Source organism: Acidobacteriota bacterium, from assembly GCA_021161905.1.
In the GTDB taxonomy this organism is placed as follows: domain Bacteria; phylum Acidobacteriota; class B3-B38; order Guanabaribacteriales; family JAGGZT01; genus JAGGZT01.
Genome location: JAGGZT010000039.1, coordinates 38,865 through 56,891 on the forward strand (window position 1 = coordinate 38,865; position 18,027 = coordinate 56,891).

The 18,027-nt window shown below is 49.2% G+C and carries 15 protein-coding genes and 1 pseudogene; 12 read left to right on the top strand and 4 right to left on the bottom strand.

The genetic code is table 11. The features are described 5' to 3' along the window. Together J7L64_05355 and J7L64_05360 are read left to right on the top strand one after the other, a co-directional pair. Positions 1-1,287: an efflux RND transporter periplasmic adaptor subunit gene (locus tag J7L64_05355; protein ID MCD6451770.1), complete on the top strand. Its 1,287-nt coding sequence runs from the start codon at positions 1-3 to the stop codon at positions 1,285-1,287. Between the two features lie 22 nt (positions 1,288-1,309). Beyond that, positions 1,310-4,384 carry an efflux RND transporter permease subunit gene (locus J7L64_05360; GenBank protein ID MCD6451771.1) on the top strand — a complete coding sequence of 1,025 codons (3,075 nt, stop codon included), beginning with the start codon at positions 1,310-1,312 and terminating at the stop codon, positions 4,382-4,384. Positions 4,385-4,451: 67 nt separating this feature from the next. On the opposite strand, the gene J7L64_05365 is transcribed toward J7L64_05360, so the two are convergent. After that, positions 4,452-5,279 carry a sugar phosphate isomerase/epimerase gene (locus tag J7L64_05365; protein ID MCD6451772.1) on the bottom strand — a complete coding sequence of 276 codons (828 nt, stop codon included), beginning with the start codon at positions 5,277-5,279 and terminating at the stop codon, positions 4,452-4,454. A gap of 165 nt (positions 5,280-5,444) precedes the next feature. Here J7L64_05365 and J7L64_05370 point away from each other — a divergent pair, with 165 nt between their 5' ends. From J7L64_05370 to J7L64_05380, 3 genes and pseudogenes are all read left to right on the top strand, one after another. Next, complete coding sequence (locus tag J7L64_05370; GenBank protein MCD6451773.1) at positions 5,445-6,737, top strand: YihY family inner membrane protein; 1,293 nt, start codon at positions 5,445-5,447, stop codon at positions 6,735-6,737. Continuing rightward, positions 6,676-7,362, top strand: a pseudogene (locus J7L64_05375) (glycosyltransferase family 2 protein). The gene J7L64_05370 and the pseudogene J7L64_05375 overlap by 62 nt, the downstream one beginning before the upstream one ends. Next, positions 7,359-8,171, top strand: coding sequence for a C40 family peptidase (locus tag J7L64_05380; GenBank protein MCD6451774.1), 813 nt, complete (start codon positions 7,359-7,361; stop codon positions 8,169-8,171). The pseudogene J7L64_05375 and the gene J7L64_05380 overlap by 4 nt, the downstream one beginning before the upstream one ends. Here the strand turns inward: J7L64_05380 and J7L64_05385 are convergent. The 3 genes from J7L64_05385 to ggt are packed head-to-tail and all read right to left on the bottom strand — an operon-like array spanning position 8,168 to position 11,119. Further along, positions 8,168-9,178, bottom strand: a complete 1,011-nt coding sequence (locus J7L64_05385; protein ID MCD6451775.1) for a phosphotransferase — start codon at positions 9,176-9,178, stop codon at positions 8,168-8,170. The genes J7L64_05380 and J7L64_05385 overlap by 4 nt on opposite strands. 11 nt (positions 9,179-9,189) lie before the next feature. Continuing rightward, complete coding sequence (locus J7L64_05390) at positions 9,190-9,402, bottom strand: hypothetical protein (GenBank protein ID MCD6451776.1); 213 nt, start codon at positions 9,400-9,402, stop codon at positions 9,190-9,192. A 16-nt stretch (positions 9,403-9,418) separates the two neighbouring features. Then, positions 9,419-11,119, bottom strand: a complete 1,701-nt coding sequence (gene ggt / locus J7L64_05395; GenBank protein ID MCD6451777.1) for a gamma-glutamyltransferase — start codon at positions 11,117-11,119, stop codon at positions 9,419-9,421. A 176-nt stretch (positions 11,120-11,295) separates the two neighbouring features. Here ggt and tdh point away from each other — a divergent pair, with 176 nt between their 5' ends. The 7 genes from tdh to J7L64_05430 are packed head-to-tail and all read left to right on the top strand — an operon-like array spanning position 11,296 to position 18,019. After that, positions 11,296-12,351 (top strand): L-threonine 3-dehydrogenase, encoded by a 1,056-nt coding sequence (tdh, locus tag J7L64_05400; protein ID MCD6451778.1) that lies wholly within the window; start codon positions 11,296-11,298, stop codon positions 12,349-12,351. A 28-nt stretch (positions 12,352-12,379) separates the two neighbouring features. Continuing rightward, positions 12,380-13,567 carry a glycine C-acetyltransferase gene (gene kbl / locus J7L64_05405; GenBank protein ID MCD6451779.1) on the top strand — a complete coding sequence of 396 codons (1,188 nt, stop codon included), beginning with the start codon at positions 12,380-12,382 and terminating at the stop codon, positions 13,565-13,567. 10 nt (positions 13,568-13,577) lie between these two features. Next, positions 13,578-14,459 carry a hypothetical protein gene (locus tag J7L64_05410; protein ID MCD6451780.1) on the top strand — a complete coding sequence of 294 codons (882 nt, stop codon included), beginning with the start codon at positions 13,578-13,580 and terminating at the stop codon, positions 14,457-14,459. Positions 14,460-14,470: 11 nt separating this feature from the next. After that, positions 14,471-15,457, top strand: coding sequence for a hypothetical protein (locus tag J7L64_05415; protein MCD6451781.1), 987 nt, complete (start codon positions 14,471-14,473; stop codon positions 15,455-15,457). A gap of 7 nt (positions 15,458-15,464) precedes the next feature. Then, positions 15,465-16,244 (top strand): Stp1/IreP family PP2C-type Ser/Thr phosphatase, encoded by a 780-nt coding sequence (locus J7L64_05420; protein MCD6451782.1) that lies wholly within the window; start codon positions 15,465-15,467, stop codon positions 16,242-16,244. After that, entirely contained in the window at positions 16,241-17,287 is a 1,047-nt protein-coding gene (recA, locus tag J7L64_05425) for a recombinase RecA (protein MCD6451783.1), read from the top strand. Before J7L64_05420 ends, recA begins: the two co-directional genes overlap by 4 nt. Positions 17,288-17,344: 57 nt before the next feature. Further along, positions 17,345-18,019: a TrkA family potassium uptake protein gene (locus J7L64_05430; protein MCD6451784.1), complete on the top strand. Its 675-nt coding sequence runs from the start codon at positions 17,345-17,347 to the stop codon at positions 18,017-18,019. The last annotated feature ends 8 nt before the right edge of the window (positions 18,020-18,027 follow it).

Genomic DNA, 18,027 nt, shown 5'->3' on the forward strand with positions numbered 1-18,027 from the left:
ATGAAAAAAACGATCATTATCATCGGCGTTTCCTCCTTTTTTCTCTTAACCATTTTACTTCTTCCTCCCAGTCTTATCGCCTGCAAGGGAGGAAAAACGACCAACTCCTCCTCCACCTTAAAAGCAGGTACCGCTGGAGGGAAAACTGAGCTTGGGAAAGGATGGAGAAAACGCATAAGAAAAAGGGGAGGAAGATTTCAGGGAAAGGATGGGAATAAAGAAGCCATAGAAACCGTTGAGCTATCCAGCGAAGCAGTAAAATTACTCGAGATAAAGGTTGCTAAAGCGGAAATAAGGGACATCTCCGATGTAATCACCGCCCCAGGGAAGATAGCTGCCGATCAGAACAGGATCGCGGTTATCGGTCCCATCTTTGAGGGAAGGATCTACAAGATATTTGTAAATCCAGGGGATTGGGTAAAAAAGGGAGCCCCACTGGTCATTTTGGAAAGCCCTGAGGTGGCAACTGCTAAATCGGACTTCTATAAGGCTTATGCTGCAATGGAGCTCGCCAAGATAAATTACGAGCGGGAAAAAAGACTTTTTGCCGAACATATAACCCCGAAAAAGAGGCTCCTCGATGCAGAAGCCCAATACAAGATAGCCCAAGCCAATCTGGAGGCAGCGGAGAAAACCCTCCATGTGATGGGGTTCACCGAAGACGATGTAGCCTTACTCAAGAGGGAGCATAAGGTTAACCCGGTGATCACCCTCCGCTCCCCCATTCCGGGAAAGGTGGTGAAGCGGAACGCTATCTTAGGAGCGTTGGTAGCGGAAAAGGATGACCTCTTCACCATAATGGATACCAGCGAGGTCTGGGTGGATGCCCAGGTATATGAGAAGGACCTTGCCCAAGTAAAGCTTGGAGGGAGGGTAGAGGTAACGGTTACCCCTTATCCAGATAAAGTCTTTAGGGGAAAAGTGATCTATATCAGCGACCTGATCAATAACGAAACGAGAACCGCTACCGTGCGCACCGTGGTTAAGAACCAGGATGGGCTACTCAAGGTCGATATGTTCGCTACCGTGCGGATCATCACTAACGAAGGGGTAAAAGGGCTTGCCGTCCCCAAATCAGCCATTGTGGATGAAAAGGGGAGAAAATTCATCTTCGTCAAGGAGAAGGGGCACTTTCGCCGGGTACCAGTGGTTCTGGGGCAAGGGAATTCCAAACTCGTGGAGATAAGAAGAGGGCTCAAAGAGGGAGATCTGGTGGTAGTGGATGGTGCTACGCAACTTGAAGCAGAACTTCTCAAAAAGAAGACCAAGGTGGAAATACACTACTGATCCCTAATTGAGGAGAACCAAAATGATCAACTGGCTTATTGAGAAGTCAGTCAAAAACCCGGTACTTACCATCTTTCTCACTATTCTCATCTGCGTTATCGGTGCCTTCCTCTTCCGCCTCCTTCCGGTTGATGTCTATCCTGACCTCAACGCTCCATTGGTCAATATAATCACCGAATGCCCAGGTATGGCGCCTCAGGATGTGGAGCGAAGCGTCACCTATCCCATCGAGAGTATGATGAACGGTGCTCCCCATGTGATCAATGTTCGCTCCGAAACCTCGATTGGGATCTCGATAGTTACCGTAGAGTTCGACTGGGGGACCAATGTCTACCGTGCCCGACAGATCGTCTCAAGTAGGCTGGAGCTCATCTCCGACCAGCTACCTGAGGGGACTTCCCGCCCTATGCTCGGTCCTATCTCCTCCAGAATGGGTGAAGTGATGCAATTCATCGTATATGGGGAGGGGGTGAGCCAGCTTGAGCTCAGGGATGTCGCCGATTGGGTGATAAGATATCGCCTTCTCGGGGTCCCCGGTGTCGCCTATCTCACCAACCAAGGGGGCTACATAAAACAGTTCAATGTATATCTCGACCCCTATGCCCTAAGGAGCTATCACCTCACTATAAGGGATATCAAAGAGGCGCTCGAGCGGAGCAACTTCAACCCCTCTGGAGGCCTTCTGATTAGCAAGGAAAGGGAGTACATCATCCGGGGTTTGGGCAGGATACACAACATCGAGGATATCAAGAACACGGTCATCACCTCAAGAAACGGGGTACCGGTTCGAATAAAGGATGTCGCTGAGGTCAAGATAGGTCATCCAGTGCGCCGGGGTGATTCCAGCCAGGACGGAGAAGACTGTGTCACCGCTACCTTAGAGAAGCAGTATGGAGGGAATACCCTCGCCACCATCGCCAGGGTAAAAAAAGTTCTTGCTGAACTGACAAAAGGACTTCCCGAAAGGATCCACATAAAAACGGTTTATGACCAATCGATCCTCATCTGGGAGGCAATCCATAATGTTGAACGCTCCATCCTTGAAGGAGCGATTCTGGTGGTGATCGTGATCCTCTTCTTTATGGGAAACACAAGAAGTGCCCTTATCACCTCATTGACCATCCCCTTCTCCATACTCGTTGCCATAATCCTGATGTACCTCGGCGGCATCTCAATAAATGTTATGTCCTTAGGTGGCTTAGCGCTCGGCATTGGAAAGCTTGCCAACTCCTCAATCATTATGGTGGAGAACATCTATCGGATGCTCCTCAAGGAGAAAGGGAAGAGGAGCCGGCTCGATATCACCTTGGAGGCGGCAAAGGAGGTGGGTCCCCAGATCTTCTCTGCCTCGTTGATAATCGTCCTCGCCTTCGTCCCCCTCTTCTTTATGGGCGGACTTTCCGGAAGGATGTTTGCCCCAACCGCTTTCACTATAGCTGCGGTTATGATCGGAGGGCTCTTCTGCTCTCTAACCCTGAAACCGGTCCTTTGCGCTCTTGCCCTTACCGAAAAGTCAATACCCGACAAGGAGAATCGGTTATTTCAGCTCTCTCAGAGAGCCTTTCTCCCCATCTTCAGATATTGTCGTCATCACCGGGCAAAGACGATCGGAATCACCGTAGCGGGGCTCATCATCACCATCATCCTTACCCCTTACCTCGGGCGGGAGTTTCTCCCTCGGCTCGATGAAAGTGCACTCCTTATAAGCACCCAGCTCCGTCCCGGAACATCCCTCGCGGAGACAGCAAGGATCGGCAAAAAGGTAGAAAGGACCCTTCTGACCATACCCGAGGTGGTGACGGTGAATAGAACCTCCGGAATGCCTGAGGAATCGGAACACTTCCATCCGGTGAGCCACTCCGAGTTCTTGGTAAATCTACTTCCAAAGGAGAAGAGACATCGTTCGCTTGACGCCATCATCGAAGAGGTGAGACACAAATTGGACCAGTTCCCGGGGATGTACTACCTCATAGAACAGCCGATCCAGAACAAATTCAACGAGATGGTTAAAGGAACGATCGGTGATGTAGCGGTCAAGTTATTCGGTCCTGACCTCAAGGTCCTGAACGAAAAGATAGAGGAGATAAAAAATGTAATGGCAGGGGTCCCCGGTGTTGCCGATCTTGAGGTGGAGCAGACTGCAGGGATCCCCCAGATAAGCATCAGGCTCGATAGGGGAAAGCTCGCCAGATACGGGCTCAACATAGGGGATGTCGCCGATGTGATGGAGACGGCTCTAAATGGAATAAAGGCAACGGACATCTTCCAGGGGAACCGAAAATATACCCTCTTCCTCCGCCTCCCCGAAAGATATCGAAACAACCTCGAGACAATAGAAAACCTACTCCTTGACACCCCAAACGGAGGACAGGTGCCCTTAAAGGAGGTAGCTACAATCAGCCTTACCGAGGGACCTTCCACAATAATGCGGGAGAATGTTACCAGAAGAAGGGTGGTGCTATGTAATGTCCGAGGACGCGATACGGGTAAATTCGTAGAGGATGTAAAGAAAGCACTTGCGGAGAAGGTGAAATTACCAGCCGGCTATTACATCCAGTTCGGAGGGCAATACGAGGATCAGCAACAGGCAGTACACCAGCTTGCGATTATGGGGGTAGTAGTCGCCTTGGTGGTCTTCATTATCCTCTTCTCCACCTTCGGCTCGGTAAGTCAGGCGTTTCTCATCATCCTGAACATCCCATTTGCCCTTATGGGAGGAATCATCGCCCTATTCATCGGGCATCAGACGCTCAATGTCTCCTCCCTCATCGGGTTGATCGCCCTCTTCGGTATCTCGGTCCAGAACGGGCTCATCCTCATCGCCTATATCAATGAGCTGAGAAGAAACGGAACCCCCCTTCATCAGGCGGTGGTTGAGGGGTCGCTGGTTAGATTGAGACCGATATTGATGACCGCCTTGGTGATGAGCATCGGCGTCCTTCCTCTGGTAATAGCCAGAGGAACCGGTGCTGAGATCCATAGACCACTTGCCATCGTCTACATCGGTGGGCTCATCATCTCTACCTTTGTCACTATGATCTTCCTCCCCATCCTCTACGAGATGCTGGAGGGCTGGAAGGAAAGAAGAAGAGCATAAATAGATCAAAGAAAAATAACAGGGCTCCCTTTGAGACGAAGGGAGCCTCTTATTTTGTATGAGGAAATCAACTTATCAAAAGGCCGATCTTCTCTCGAGATCTTGCTGATTCCCGAAGGACTTTTCTGGGGTCATCCCCACCCCGAGGCTCAAGGATCAAAGGACCCGAATAGCTTACCTTCCTTAACCTATCGAAGGCTTCTTCCCAATCGATCCTACCTGAAAATGGAGGAAGATGATCGTCCTCCTCACCCAAGGTGTCATGGATATGGGCAGTGCCGATAAAAGAAGAAAGAACATCTATCGCTTCAGGCAACCCATACCAGAGATGGGCGTGGGCGAAATCGAGACAGGCGGTAAGAGGAACACCTCTATTCCTTTTTATGAAGGAGAAAAGATTATCCGGAGAGGAGAGCTCGCTATCTATGTTCTCGAGGGCAATGGTTACCCCAAAGCGCTCGCAATCGGGGTAAAGTTCCTCGAGGCTTCTCTCTGCTTGCTCAATAAAGGGCGAAGAAAAGGGCTCATCCGATGCCCCGAGATGAACCACCAAGAAGCGAAAGGAGATAAAGGAAGCAATATTCCTAAGGGCGCGAATAATGAAGGAGATCGATTCCTTGCGCTTCGCCTCATCAGGAGAAGCTATCGAGAAATAACGCCCTGCCCTCGCCTCCTCGAGATGGGCGAAGAAAGGAGCGTGAACCGAGTTGACCGAGAAGCCGAAAAGCTCAATGCTCCTCGCTATCTTTCTTATCCTATCTTTATCGTCGAAGTCCAGATGAGGCTTATTGGCGTACAGCTCAAGAAGGGAAAAACCCTCCTCCGCTATCATCTCGAGATGGTAATGAGTGAGTTCCTCCTCGGCGAATATATGGGTTGAAATCCCTATCTCCATCTTCGAACCTCGTTCCTTCACTCCAAACAAAAAGCGTAGAGTAAAGGTTATTATAGGAAAAAACAACTGTCAAGAAGGAGAGATAGATGAAATGCTTGATTTGAAGGAAAAGCCCTGATAATATGAGCGGGAAGGAGATCGAAAAAGAGCTACGGCGTAGCCTAAATGGGTAAAGGTGATCTTATCTGGCAGAGAGTAAAAAGGGAAGGCAGGAGATTCTATCGCGCTATTTTGGCATTCAACCGTGACTATTGCCTGATCTGGGCAAGTACCCTCGCCCTTATCACCCTCTTTGCCATCGTTCCTTTGTTCGTCCTCGCTTTTCCCTTAGTGACCTCATTCCGCATCTTCTCCGACCTCCAAACAAAGATAACCAATTGGATAGCGGCAAACTTTATCCCCTCGACGGGCACAGTGATAATTGAGTATCTTCATCAATTTATAAAGAGAAGCTCCTCATTAAGCCTCACCGGGCTCATCTCATTTATATTCATCTCCATTTCCTTAATGATAAACATCGAACACGCACTTAATACTGTATGGAAGACAAAAGAAAACCGCCCCCCTGCTGAGAAATTTACCCTTTATTGGAGCGCCATAACCCTTACCCCCCTTCTTATCGGGATTTCCCTCTATCTCTCCACCCTCATCTCCAACAAAGGAGAGAGCACTTTATTCTCCAGCCTCCTCAACTTCTTCCGACACGCCTCCCCAATTATCTTCTCCTTTGCCGCTTTCTTCCTCATAATAAAACTCTTCCCTAACACCAAGGTGAGGGTGGTCCCCGCTCTCATTGGGAGTCTCCTTGCCGCCATCTTTTTCGAGATAGGAAAGTGGGGTTTTGGCATATTTGTAAGGTATTTTGCAAGCTACCCCAAAATATATGGACCCCTTAGCACCATACTCCTCTTCTTTCTCTGGGTCTATGTCATCTGGGTGATAGTCCTCTTCTGCTCTGAGCTTGCCTATGATATTCAAGGGGAATTCTACCCCGAGACCGCCCCTTCTGGATCCACCCCTCAGTTCCGGGAATTCTACACCTTAAATATCTTCGAGACATTAGCTCAGGCGTTCCAAAGGGGTGAACCTCCCTTATCCACCAAGGAACTTAAAAAGAGGACCAAAGCCCCGTTGGAGGTAATAGGGGAGGTAATAACCCAATTTAGGAGAAGAGGAATTGTCGCCGAGGTAGCCCCAGGAGGTCGCTACCTTATCGCTTCAGACCCCACTAACCTCTCCGCTGCCGATATCCTCCTTGCTACCCCCGGAGGGTTATTCTCCTCACCAGAAGAGGAGAGGGAGACTAACTTTACCAAAGAGGCTCTCGATACAGCGAGGAAACAGCTCAAAGAGACATTAAGCAATATCCGTATCAGAAAGGAGAAGGTCCTTCCTGATGAAGCTGTCAATAGTAATACCCGTATACAACGAAAAAAACACAATAAGAGAGATAATTAGGCGAGTTCAGGAGACCCCGTTCGAGAAAGAGATAATCATCATAGATGATTACTCCACCGATGGGACAAGGGAGATATTAAAGTCATTAAGTAATGATAAAGAGATAAAGGTATTATTCCACGAAAAGAACAAAGGGAAAGGAGCTGCCCTTCGCACCGGATTCCGCGAGGTTAGCGGAGATATCGTAATAATCCAGGATGCCGACCGCGAATACAACCCCGCGGAATAGGAAAGACTCATTGCCCCCATTGTGGAAGGAAAAGCCGATGTGGTCTACGGTTCTCGGTTCCTGGGAGGACCGCACCGGGTACTTTTCTTCTGGCATTATGTGGGAAACAAAGTCTTAACCACCATCTCCAATATCCTCACCAACCTTAACCTAACCGATATGGAGACCTGCTATAAAGCCTTCCGGGCAGACATCTTGAAGGAAATCAAGTTCAAATCAAACCGGTTCACCTTCGAACCCGAATTCACAGTGAAGGTAGCAAAAAAGAAATACCGGATCTACGAAACCCCTATTTCCTATATGGGAAGGGATTACTCCGAGGGGAAAAAGATCGGCTGGAAGGACGGGGTAACCGCTATAGTCGCTCTTATCTGGTACCGTTTTTTCGATAGATGAACGAAACCAAAGCAATAGTACAAACCGCCATCGCTAATCTCAGGAGCTCACCAACCCCCCGGGCTGAGCTTTCATCTCAGGTTCTTCTGGGGTACGAGGTGAAAATCTTAAGAGAAGAGGGGAAATGGTTCAAGGTGGAAACCGACGATGGAGAGATAGGGTTCATCCATAAAGGATCCTTGGTGCCGAAGGAGGAGGCTTCATCCTTTTCCTCTCTGCCCAAGGTTATGGTGAATGAGCTCTACCTTTCCCTGGTCGATCCCGAAAGGGGTCACCCTATCCTTAGGCTCCCTATGGGTTCCCTCCTCGGTTTGGTAGAGGAAGAAGATGATAGGATACTTGTCGCTCTTCCCTCGGGTAAAAAGGGTGAAGTCCCCAAAGGATCAACAAAGAAGGAACCGCTCCCCCCTCCTTCCGCTCCTGAGGAAGTGATATCTTTCGCCGAAAAACTCCTCGGCATCCCCTACCTCTGGGGAGGAACCTCCCCTTTTGGCTTCGACTGTTCTGGCTTTATCCAATTCATCTTCCGTCTAAATGGTCTTCTTCTCCCCAGGAATTCCAAAGATCAGGCTCTCTTCGGAAGAGAGATCGAAGGTGATATAGCCTCTCTCCTTCCCGCTGATCTTCTCTTCTTTTACGAAGGAGATTACAAGATAGGCCATGTCGCCTTATCCTTAGGTGGCGGAGAGATCATCCATTCTGCTCTAAGCAGAGGGGGAGTGGTGCGGGAGACCCTGATACCGGGAAAAAGTAATTTCAACGAAGGACTGCTTCACTCCTTCGCCTGGGCAAGAAGGGTGCTTCTCTAATCCTCCCAAGAGAAAAGTCGGGAAAAAACCGAAAAAGCGGGCTCAAAATGGGGAAATTTCTTTCGGTTTTCCCTGACATAGTTTAATGTCTGGGGGATAAACCTAAGATAAAACTCCTTTCCTCGAACCAAGTACTGATAAGCAAATGTCCCCACCGCCTTCAAATTTCGCTGGAGAGAGGCGAGATCGAACTCATCCTTCAACTCCTCGATATCAGAGAAAGGAACCGAGGGATGATGAGAAAAATAATAGGATAAAAGCTCCTCCCGCACTTCGGGAGAAAGAACCACATAGGAATCCCGGAGAAGGGATGCCAAATCATAGCTGAACGGTCCCAGCCGAGCATCCTGGAAATCCACGATCAAAAGCTTATTCCTGTTGATGAGGATATTTCTCGAGTGATAATCTCGATGACACAGGGTTTTCGGCTTTGAGGCGAGCTCTTTCGAAACCTCCCGGAAAAAATCTCTTATTTTTCTCTCTTCTTTAAAGGAGAGAGCTGCCTTAAGCATTCCCTTGATATAATGCTGATAAAAGAATCCGAGCTCAAAGAGAAATTTATCCTCGGTAAAGCTATTCCTCACCGCCGGATGATCGGGAGTAAGGTTCCTATAACACTCTGTTTGGACCGAGATGAGGATATCTATCGCCCTCTTATAGAGGGGAAGGGCTTTGCTCACCCCCTTCTCCTCAACAAAATCCTGAAGAAGGGTATCCCCTCCATCCTCGAGGAGGAGAAACCCCTTTTCTCCATCAGCCAACATCAGTTCGGGCACAGGAATTCGACCTTCACGGAATAGCTGATATACCTGGTAAAAATCAGATCTTTGGGGAGAAAAAGGTTCGGGATAGAGAGCGAGGATGAAAGAATCTCCCTCGGGGAGAAGAAGACGAAAATAGCTCCTTACCGATGCATCCCCAGAAAGGGGGATAAAGGAAAGCTTCTCCTCTGGGACCTTTAACTTCTCAGCTATGGCTGAGATTATATCTTGGTTCAGCTTCCGCAACCGAACAATCCTTAAATCTCTCCTGAGCCCTCTATCTCGTCGCCAAACATCGAGGAAGCAAGCCCCTGAACGAACTCGAGGGCTTCCTCAAGGTTACCATCGAACCTTGGTTTTATCTTCTCTGCGATCCGCTCGAGGGAATCTGGCGTGAGGTCCCAATCAGCAGCCTCAAGCTCATCCATCACCTGGTCTACCAAATCCTGGTCCTTGCTATTTTTATTCATAGCTCCTCCTAAAATCCTAATAACCGACTGCCGCCCCATCCCCCCTCGGGTCGGACCCCCCGGTTATCTCACCGGTCCTCTGATCTATAAGGATCCCCTGGGCATCACCGATTGAGGAACGGAGCTTTATCTTATATCCCCTTTTTAACAGGGCATTTTTCACATCCTTAGGGATGGCGAAGGGTTCCACAAAAAGAACATCAGGCAGCCATTGATGATGTACCCGAGGAGCATCTATCGCTTGCTGTATATTCATCCCGTGATCGATCACATTTAGGATCACCTGAAGCACTGTGGTAATGATGGTGGAACCTCCAGGGCTTCCAATAACCATAAAAAGCTTCCCTCCCTTGGTGATGATGGTTGGGGTCATTGAAGAAAGCATTCTTTTGCCCGGGGCGATGGCATTTGCCTCACCACCGACAAGACCGTAGATATTGGGGTAGCCCGGCTTTATCGAGAAATCGTCCATTTCGTTATTGAGCAGAAAACCGGCACCATCAACCACTACCATTGAACCAAAACTTCCGTTGAGGGTATAGGTATTGGAAACGGCATTTCCCCTCTCATCCACCACCGAGAAATGGGTCGTCTCCTCATCCTCAAACATCCAGGGATTACCGTGGCTTACCTTCGTGCTCGGCATCGCTCGAGCAAGGCTTATCTTCTTCCTTAAGAAAGAAGCGTATTTCTTTGATATCAAACCAGAAACGGGCATCTTCACGAAATCAGGGTCACCCAAAAACTCCGCCCTATCCGCGTAAACGAGCTTCTCCGCTTCAGCCATCAGGCTGATGGTGGCGGAAGAGCCGAAGCCCATCCCCTTTAGATCGTATCCCTCAAGGATATTCAGAAGCTCGAGAAGGCAAATCCCCCCGGAACTCGGAGGAGGGGCGGAATAGACAGTATAACCGCGATAATTCCCCACCACCGGCTCCCTTACCACCGCCCGGTACTCCGCCAAATCCTTCTTCGTTATCAACCCACCACCTCGCTTCATCTCCCGAACGATGAGGTCCGCTATCTCTCCCCGGTAAAAGGCATCGGGACCCTTCTCAGCGATGAGGCGAAGTGTTCGGGCGAGATCAGGCTGACGGAAAACCTCTCCCTCGGAGTAGGTGGTGCCATCCTTTTTGAGAAATACCTTTGCTGTGCTCTCAAACTGGGAAAAATCTTTAGCCCGGCGAGCAAAGGACCGGGCAAGAAAACGATCCACCACAAACCCCTCCTCGGCAAGCCTTATCGCCGGAGCCATTACCTCGGGGAGGCTCATTGTACCGTAACGCTTAAGGGCAAGGGCTAAACCAGCAACCGTACCCGGTACTCCGGAGGCCAAATAACCTCTGGTGCTCGCCTTTGGAATCACCTGCCCCTTCTCATCGAGATACATATCTCGACTCGCCTTATAAGGTGCCCTTTCCCGATAGTCGATGAATATCACCTTACCGCTATCAGCCAATCTTATCAGCATAAACCCACCGCCCCCGATGTTTCCCGCTTGAGGATAGGTAACAGCAAGGGCAAAGGCGGTGGCTACCGCAGCATCAACCGCGTTCCCTCCCTTTTTCAATATCTGAACCCCAACCTCGGAAGCGATCCTACTCGCCGAGACCACCATCCCCTTCTTCGCCACCACCGGTCTCCTACTGGCGAACGAAAAGAGCAAAGAAGGGATCAAAACCCATATGAGATGACAAAAGAGCATATTCCTTCTCATAACTCCCTCCTTCTCAATTTATTCTACGCCACCCTCGCAAAAGCGTCAAACCAAAAGAAAAATTAGTCATTTAGCTGAGGTTATTATCCTTGACTTTTCCCGCCTAAATATGGTAGTTTGCAAAGGAGGATTCTCTTAATTTAGAAAATAAAAAGGATTTAGGAAAAGGAGTTAAAATGACAGGAAAGATGCTCGCAGTAATGAAGAAAGAGCGGGAACAGGGAGCAGAACTCGATGAGGTCGACATCCCCACTATCAAGCCAAACGAGATATTGGTGAAGGTCAAAGCCACCTCCATCTGCGGCACCGATGTCCATATATATAGCTGGGACCCGTGGGCTGAAGGAAGGATAAAACCTCCAATGATCTTTGGCCATGAATGTGCTGGGGAAGTGGTAGAGGTGGGAAAGGATGTAAGGTCCATCAAGGTAGGAGATTATGTCTCCGCTGAAACGCATATCCCCTGTGGCCATTGCTATCAATGTCGGACTGGCGATCAGCATCTCTGTCAGAACCTCAAGATATTGGGGGTTGATGTAAACGGCTGTTTCGCTGAATATGTCGCCATTCCCGAGATCTGCGCCTGGAAGAACGACCCCTCTCTGCCTCCGGATATTGCTTGTCTTAAGGAACCGCTTGGGAATGCCACCTATGCTGTGATGGAGAGCGAGGTCACGGCAAAAACAGTGGCAATTATAGGCGATGGTCCTATTGGTATCTTCGCCACCGCCATTGCCAAAGCAGCTGGTGCCGCCTTTATCTTTCTCGTGGGAAAATCGCCATATCGAATGGAGCTCGCCAAGAAGATGAATCCGGATCTCCTGTTGAATGTGGACGAGGTCGATGTGGTGGAAACCATTATGGAGGAGACGAAGGGTATTGGGGTAGATGTGGTGATAGAGATGAGCGGAAGCAGGCTGGGTATAGAACAAGGGTTCAAGATATTGCGCCGTGCCGGGACCTTCACCGCTTTTGGAATACCTAAGGGGAAGATAGAATTTGACCTCTCGGAGAATGTCATTTTCAAGGGAGCGAGGATAATCGGGATAAACGGAAGGAAGATGTTCGACACCTGGTACCAGATGTCCCGCTTCCTTGAAAGGGGAAAGATCGACATTGCTCCCGTAGTAACCCATCGCTTTCCGCTTACCAAATTTGAGGAAGGGATAAGCCTTCCCCTTTCGGAAGAGAGGAATTGTGGGAAGGTTGTCTTTTTCCCTGAGCAATCATAACCTCGAATAACCTGTTTAAGGGGGAGAAATGTACGGCAAAGCGAAGGATATATTCGAGAATATTTTAAAGGGGATCAGGGAATCCGGTCTCTATAAAGAGGAAAGGGTTCTCCTTTCTCCTCAGGGGGCTAACATCAAGGTTCCGAGTAAAGAGGTATTAAACTTCTGCGCCAACAATTATCTCGGCTTAGCCAACCATCCGGAGCTGATAAAGGCTGCCAAGAAGGCGCTCGATGAATACGGCTATGGGCTTTCCTCCGTACGGTTCATCTGTGGTACCCAAAGCATCCACAAGGAATTGGAAAAGGAGATCTCCACCTTCCTCAAGATGGATGACTCCATCCTTTACACCTCTTGTTTCGACGCCAATGGTGGTCTATTCGAAACACTGCTCGATGAGGAATGTGCCATAATAAGCGACGAACTAAACCATGCAAGCATCATCGATGGGATCAGACTATGCAAAGCGAAGCGATACATCTTCAAGCACGGCGATATGAACGACCTTGAAGCAAAGCTCAAGGAAGCGAACAAAGCCAAGATAAAGATGATCGCCACCGACGGTGTATTCAGTATGGATGGCGATATCGCCAACCTGCCCGGTATCTGTGAACTCGCCGAGCGATATGACGCTTTGGTTATGGTAGACGATTCCCACGCCACCGGCATATTGGGAGAGAATGGACGCGGTACCATTGAGTTTCACAAGGTCGAGGGACGGGTGGATATCATCACCAGCACCTTGGGGAAGGCTCTCGGCGGGGCAACCGGTGGGTTCACCAGCGCCAGAAAGGAGATAGTAGAACTTCTAAGGCAACGCTCCCGACCTTATCTCTTTTCAAACTCGGTGGCACCTGTGGTGGTAGCAGCCGGGATAGCAGCGATAAAGATGCTCAAGGAAACCGGTGCCCTGAGAAAGAAGCTGATGGATAACACCCGTTATTTCAGGGAAGAACTTAAGAGAAGGGGCTTTAAGATAAAAGAAGGGGAGCATCCGATAATCCCTATTATGCTTGGAGAAGCGAGGCTTGCCCAGGATATGGCACGCGACCTTTTAGAAGAGGGGATATATGTGATCGGCTTCAGCTATCCTGTAGTCCCCAAGGGACAGGCACGGATCCGGGTTCAGATATCGGCTGCCCATGAGAAGGAACATCTCGATCGCGCCTTGGATGCCTTCACCAAGATAGGCAGAAAATATGGGGTGGTTCAATAAGGAGGGGTTAATGAAAAAAATAGTCATCCTTAGTGTAGTAATCCCCATTTTGTTCTTTGCGTTTTCTTGTAACAAGAAAGGGACGACCGAACCGGCTTATATAACCCCAGAGGTATCCTTCTCCGATGAGACGGTTCATCTCAATTCAGCGGTAGAGGTCGAATACAGCTTCACCGTATCGGAAGAGCTCAAGGGAAAACTTCCGCCCAAACTCGTCGTATTCGTGCATTTTCTTGATCCCAGTGGAAATATCGTGTTTCAGGACGACCATCCTCTCCCCAAGGAGAGCTCTCAGTTATCCCCTGGAGATAAGGTATCCTACACCAGGTTCCTGTTCATCCCTTCGGACTTCCCTTTGGGACAGGTAAAGGTGAAGTTAGGGCTCTACAATAAGGATGGGAGGATCCTCCTTGACGGCGTCGATGAGGAGGGCGATCGGGCATATACCGTAGCCAATCTTAAAGTGGTGCCCGAAGACCTGAACAAGCTCCCTATCTACAAGGATGGTTGGTATCCGGTGGAGTACCAGGTAGCTAAGACCCCTTCCTCCAGGATAGAGCAATGGAGTTGGACGAAAAAGGAGGCTACTTTCTCCTTCTTGAATCCGGGAAAGGACTCCACCCTCTATCTCTGCGCCCATTCGCCGGTGATAGAGCTTGAGGGTCCCCAAAAGGTGAAGTTAATGCTAAACGGAAAGGAGCTTGTTTCCTTCGAGGTCATCTCAGCCGAGAGGTTCTGGAAGAAGATCGAGCTTCCCAAGGATATTATGGGAGAAGGGAAGTGGCTCAACTTTACTCTGAAGGTAAACAGAACCTTCGTACCAGCGAAGGTAGGAACTGGAGATGACACCAGGGAGCTTGGACTTCAGGTATTCCATCTCTGCCTCAAATGAAGAGGGACTTGGTGAGTAAAGGCGAAGAGGAAATTCGGAAGGAGAAAGAAAGAGAGATAAAGGGGGATATCTTTTCCCTCATCGCCGAGGGGAAGGCGCCAAAGGAGCTAAGATTAAAGGCAGCACGAGGAGAATTCCCCCTTTCACCCGACGAGTTTCTGAACTGGCTCTTTGTGTTGAAAGACGATCCTGATCCCGATGTACGGGCGACGGTAATAGAAAGCGGGCGTCGGTTTCCCGAAGAGGAGCTGAAGAGAATAATAAAAACTAAGGTTCTTGACTACCGGGTGCTTGATTTTATAACCCGGATCTCTCTGGGGCGTGATGACATCCTGGAGATGGTGATCCTTGATTCCGACACCTCTGATGAAACAATAGGCTACCTGGCTGAGAATGTAGGGAAGGATCTCCTCCGTCTAATTGCGAGCGATGGTGAACGCCTTGCCCGTTCTCCCTCTCTCGTAGAGAAGGTGCTTCGGAACAGAGAGGCGGACGAAGAGATAAAAGAGATGCTTCTGGTAGAAAGAAAGGTGGGAGAGACGGAGGAAGAATTCAAGAAGAAATCCCTTTTTGCCCGGATCACCCACCTCACTGCAGCCCAGAAGGTCATCCTCGCCCTTAAGGGCACGAGAGAGGCAAGGTCTATATTGATCCGTGATCCGAATAGGGAGGTAGCCCTCGCGGTGCTTCAGAGCCCTAAGCTGAGTGACACTGAGGTGGAGACGATCGCCAATATGAGAAATGTTCCTGAGGAGGTATTGGGTCATATAGCGGAACAACGGCGTTGGGTGAGGAAATATTCCATACTGGCAAATTTAGTAAAGAATCCGAAGACACCACTCTCTCATGCGATGAACTTCGTAAGTCGGTTAAGCAATCAGGACTTAGCCCGGATAAGATTCAACCGTGATGTCCCTGAACCAGTAAGGAAAAAGGCGATCAGGATACTAAAACAGAGGACCGAGGGAGGGGGCTCCTCTTTTCGGGTACCACATTGAAAGAAAGATGAAACTGGATTACGCTGCCCTTACCGATAGAGGAAGAAAACGAAAGGTGAATGAGGATGCTTATATAGTGAACAAGGAGGTAGGGCTACTCGTGGTTGCCGATGGTATGGGAGGGCAGGTAGCGGGGGAAATCGCTTCTCAAATAGCGGTTGAAACCATCGAGCGTTTCGTAATAAAGACGGAGGAGGAGAGGGAGATCACCTGGCCTCTGGAATATAGGGAAGAGTTAAGCCATAATCAAAATAGATTGATCACCGCTATAAAGCTTGCCCACAACCGCATCCTGAGCATAGGCAGCGAGAAGAAGGGCTATCAGGGGATGGGGACTACGGTGGTCGCCTCTCTTCTCTCTAAGGGAAAGGCGGATATCGCCTATGTAGGTGACAGTCGAGCGTATTTAATAAGAAAGAAGAAACTCTTCCAACTTACCAGTGATCACTCTTGGGTAAATGAGCAATTGAAGAAAGGGTTAATAAGCCCTCAGGATGCCAAGGTCCATCCATTGCGCAATGTAGTAACCAGGGCTTTGGGAGGGAAGTTGCAACTGGAAGTGGATATCCTCTCTTCTCCTTTGAAGGAAGGCGATATCCTTCTTCTCTGTACCGATGGTCTCAACTCAATGTTGGATAACGAGGAGATACTAAAGATCATCCTCGCTAATGAAAATAACCTTAGAAAAGCGGTGGAAAATCTCATCAAAAAGGCAAACGAAAAGGGAGGTGAGGATAATATCACTGTAATCCTGGCAAGATATTACAAGGATGGAGAGAAGGAATGAACATAAACAAGGAGAAGAAAGAAAAGGCTATCCAGATGGCTCTCCTCCAGATAGAAAAGCAGTTCGGCAAGGGCTCGATAATGCGGTTGGGCGACCGGGCGGTGCTCGATGACATTGCTGTCATCCCTACTGGTTCCCTCGAGCTAGACTATGCCTTGGGGGTAGGTGGTCTTCCTCGAGGAAGGGTGGTCGAGATATTCGGTCCCGAAGCTTCAGGGAAAACCACCCTTGCTCTTCAGATAATTGCTGAGGCACAAAAGCAAGGTGGGTTAGCCGCTTTCATCGACGCCGAACATGCGATGGACGCAAACTATGCCAAAAAACTGGGGGTGGATGTGGACAACCTCCTCGTCTCCCAACCAGATTCTGGAGAGCAGGCATTGGAGATAGCTGAGGTGTTGGTGAGGAGTGGAGCCATCGATGTATTAGTAATAGATTCGGTAGCAGCCCTCGTTCCTCGGGCGGAGCTCGAAGGGGAGATGGGGGATGCCCATATGGGGCTCCAGGCACGACTTATGTCCCAAGCACTTAGAAAGCTAACCGGTGTTGTCTCTAAATCGCATACTACCCTCATCTTCACCAACCAGATCCGGGAAAAGATAGGGGTTATATTCGGCAACCCGGAGACAACTACTGGAGGGCGGGCGCTTAAGTTCTACGCCTCGGTGCGGTTGGATATCAGGAGGATAGCCACTTTAAAGGAAGGGGATAAGGTCATAGGCCACCGGACCAAGGTGAAGGTGGTCAAGAATAAGGTAGCTCCACCGTTCCGCGAGGCTGAATTTGACATCCTCTATGGCGAGGGGATCTCCCGGGAAGGAAGCATCCTCGATCTTGGGGTTGCCAAGGGGATAATTGAAAAGAGCGGTTCTTGGTTCTCCTATAAGGGTGAACGGTTGGGTCAAGGAAGGGAGAATGCTCGAAGGTTTCTGAAGGAACATAAGGAGATCCGCGATGAGATAGAGGAGAAGATCAGGAAAGAACTATCTCTTCTTTCGAAGAAAGAGAGGGAAAAGGAGGAAGGAAGAACTAACAAGAGCTGATCCAAGGTTAGAAGGGGAAAGAAAAAGGAGTATTTTTTTGTTTTGAGGTAAGAAGAAATGGGGGTATTCGCGGTAATCGGGTTAGGTAGTTTTGGTACTCATCTCACTGAAGCCCTTGCCGCTGAGGGGCATCAGGTGGTGGTAATCGATATCGACAAGGAAAAGATACAGGCAATGAAGGATATCGCCACTCAGGCGATCTTGAGTGATGCCGGTGATAAGAACACCCTTAAGGCGATAGGGATAAAGGATGTAGATGCAGTGATAATCTCTTTGAACCAGGATAGCTTTGATACTACCGTCCTTCTCACCCAGTTTCTCAAGGAGGAAGGGGTAAATAAGATATTGGTCAAAGTGAACTCAGAGGATGAAGCCAAAGTGGTAACCAAGATAGGAGCGGATCAGGTCATCTTTCCAGAAAAACAGGTGGCAATAAGGCTGGCAAAGAGGCTGGGAAATCCAAATGTGATCGACCAGATCGATCTCGGTGAGGATCTCGAGATATTAGAGGTAAACGCGCCTACCTCTTTTCACAATAAGACCATTGGAGAACTCAACCTGAGGAAGAAATACAGGATCCAGATCATCTTCATCAAACGAGAGATAGGAGAAGGGGAGGAGAAAAAAATCCGCACCGTCCTTGCTACCCCCGAGGAGATAATACTCTCTGGGGATACCCTCACCATAGTAGGGGCAAAAAAGGATGTGGAAAAGATAAAATCGCTCAAGTAAAGCCTGAA

Excerpts from the sequence above, each read along its gene's own strand:
- J7L64_05355 (MCD6451770.1), top strand. The coding sequence starts at position 1 with ATGAAAAAAACGATCATTATCATCGGCGTTTCCTCCTTTTTTCTCTTA.
- J7L64_05360 (MCD6451771.1), top strand. The coding sequence starts at position 1,310 with ATGATCAACTGGCTTATTGAGAAGTCAGTCAAAAACCCGGTACTTACC.
- J7L64_05365 (MCD6451772.1), bottom strand. The coding sequence starts at position 5,279 with ATGGAGATAGGGATTTCAACCCATATATTCGCCGAGGAGGAACTCACT.
- J7L64_05370 (MCD6451773.1), top strand. The coding sequence starts at position 5,445 with ATGGGTAAAGGTGATCTTATCTGGCAGAGAGTAAAAAGGGAAGGCAGG.
- J7L64_05380 (MCD6451774.1), top strand. The coding sequence starts at position 7,359 with ATGAACGAAACCAAAGCAATAGTACAAACCGCCATCGCTAATCTCAGG.
- J7L64_05390 (MCD6451776.1), bottom strand. The coding sequence starts at position 9,402 with ATGAATAAAAATAGCAAGGACCAGGATTTGGTAGACCAGGTGATGGAT.
- ggt (MCD6451777.1), bottom strand. The coding sequence starts at position 11,119 with ATGAGAAGGAATATGCTCTTTTGTCATCTCATATGGGTTTTGATCCCT.
- tdh (MCD6451778.1), top strand. The coding sequence starts at position 11,296 with ATGACAGGAAAGATGCTCGCAGTAATGAAGAAAGAGCGGGAACAGGGA.
- kbl (MCD6451779.1), top strand. The coding sequence starts at position 12,380 with ATGTACGGCAAAGCGAAGGATATATTCGAGAATATTTTAAAGGGGATC.
- J7L64_05410 (MCD6451780.1), top strand. The coding sequence starts at position 13,578 with ATGAAAAAAATAGTCATCCTTAGTGTAGTAATCCCCATTTTGTTCTTT.
- J7L64_05420 (MCD6451782.1), top strand. The coding sequence starts at position 15,465 with ATGAAACTGGATTACGCTGCCCTTACCGATAGAGGAAGAAAACGAAAG.
- recA (MCD6451783.1), top strand. The coding sequence starts at position 16,241 with ATGAACATAAACAAGGAGAAGAAAGAAAAGGCTATCCAGATGGCTCTC.
- J7L64_05430 (MCD6451784.1), top strand. The coding sequence starts at position 17,345 with ATGGGGGTATTCGCGGTAATCGGGTTAGGTAGTTTTGGTACTCATCTC.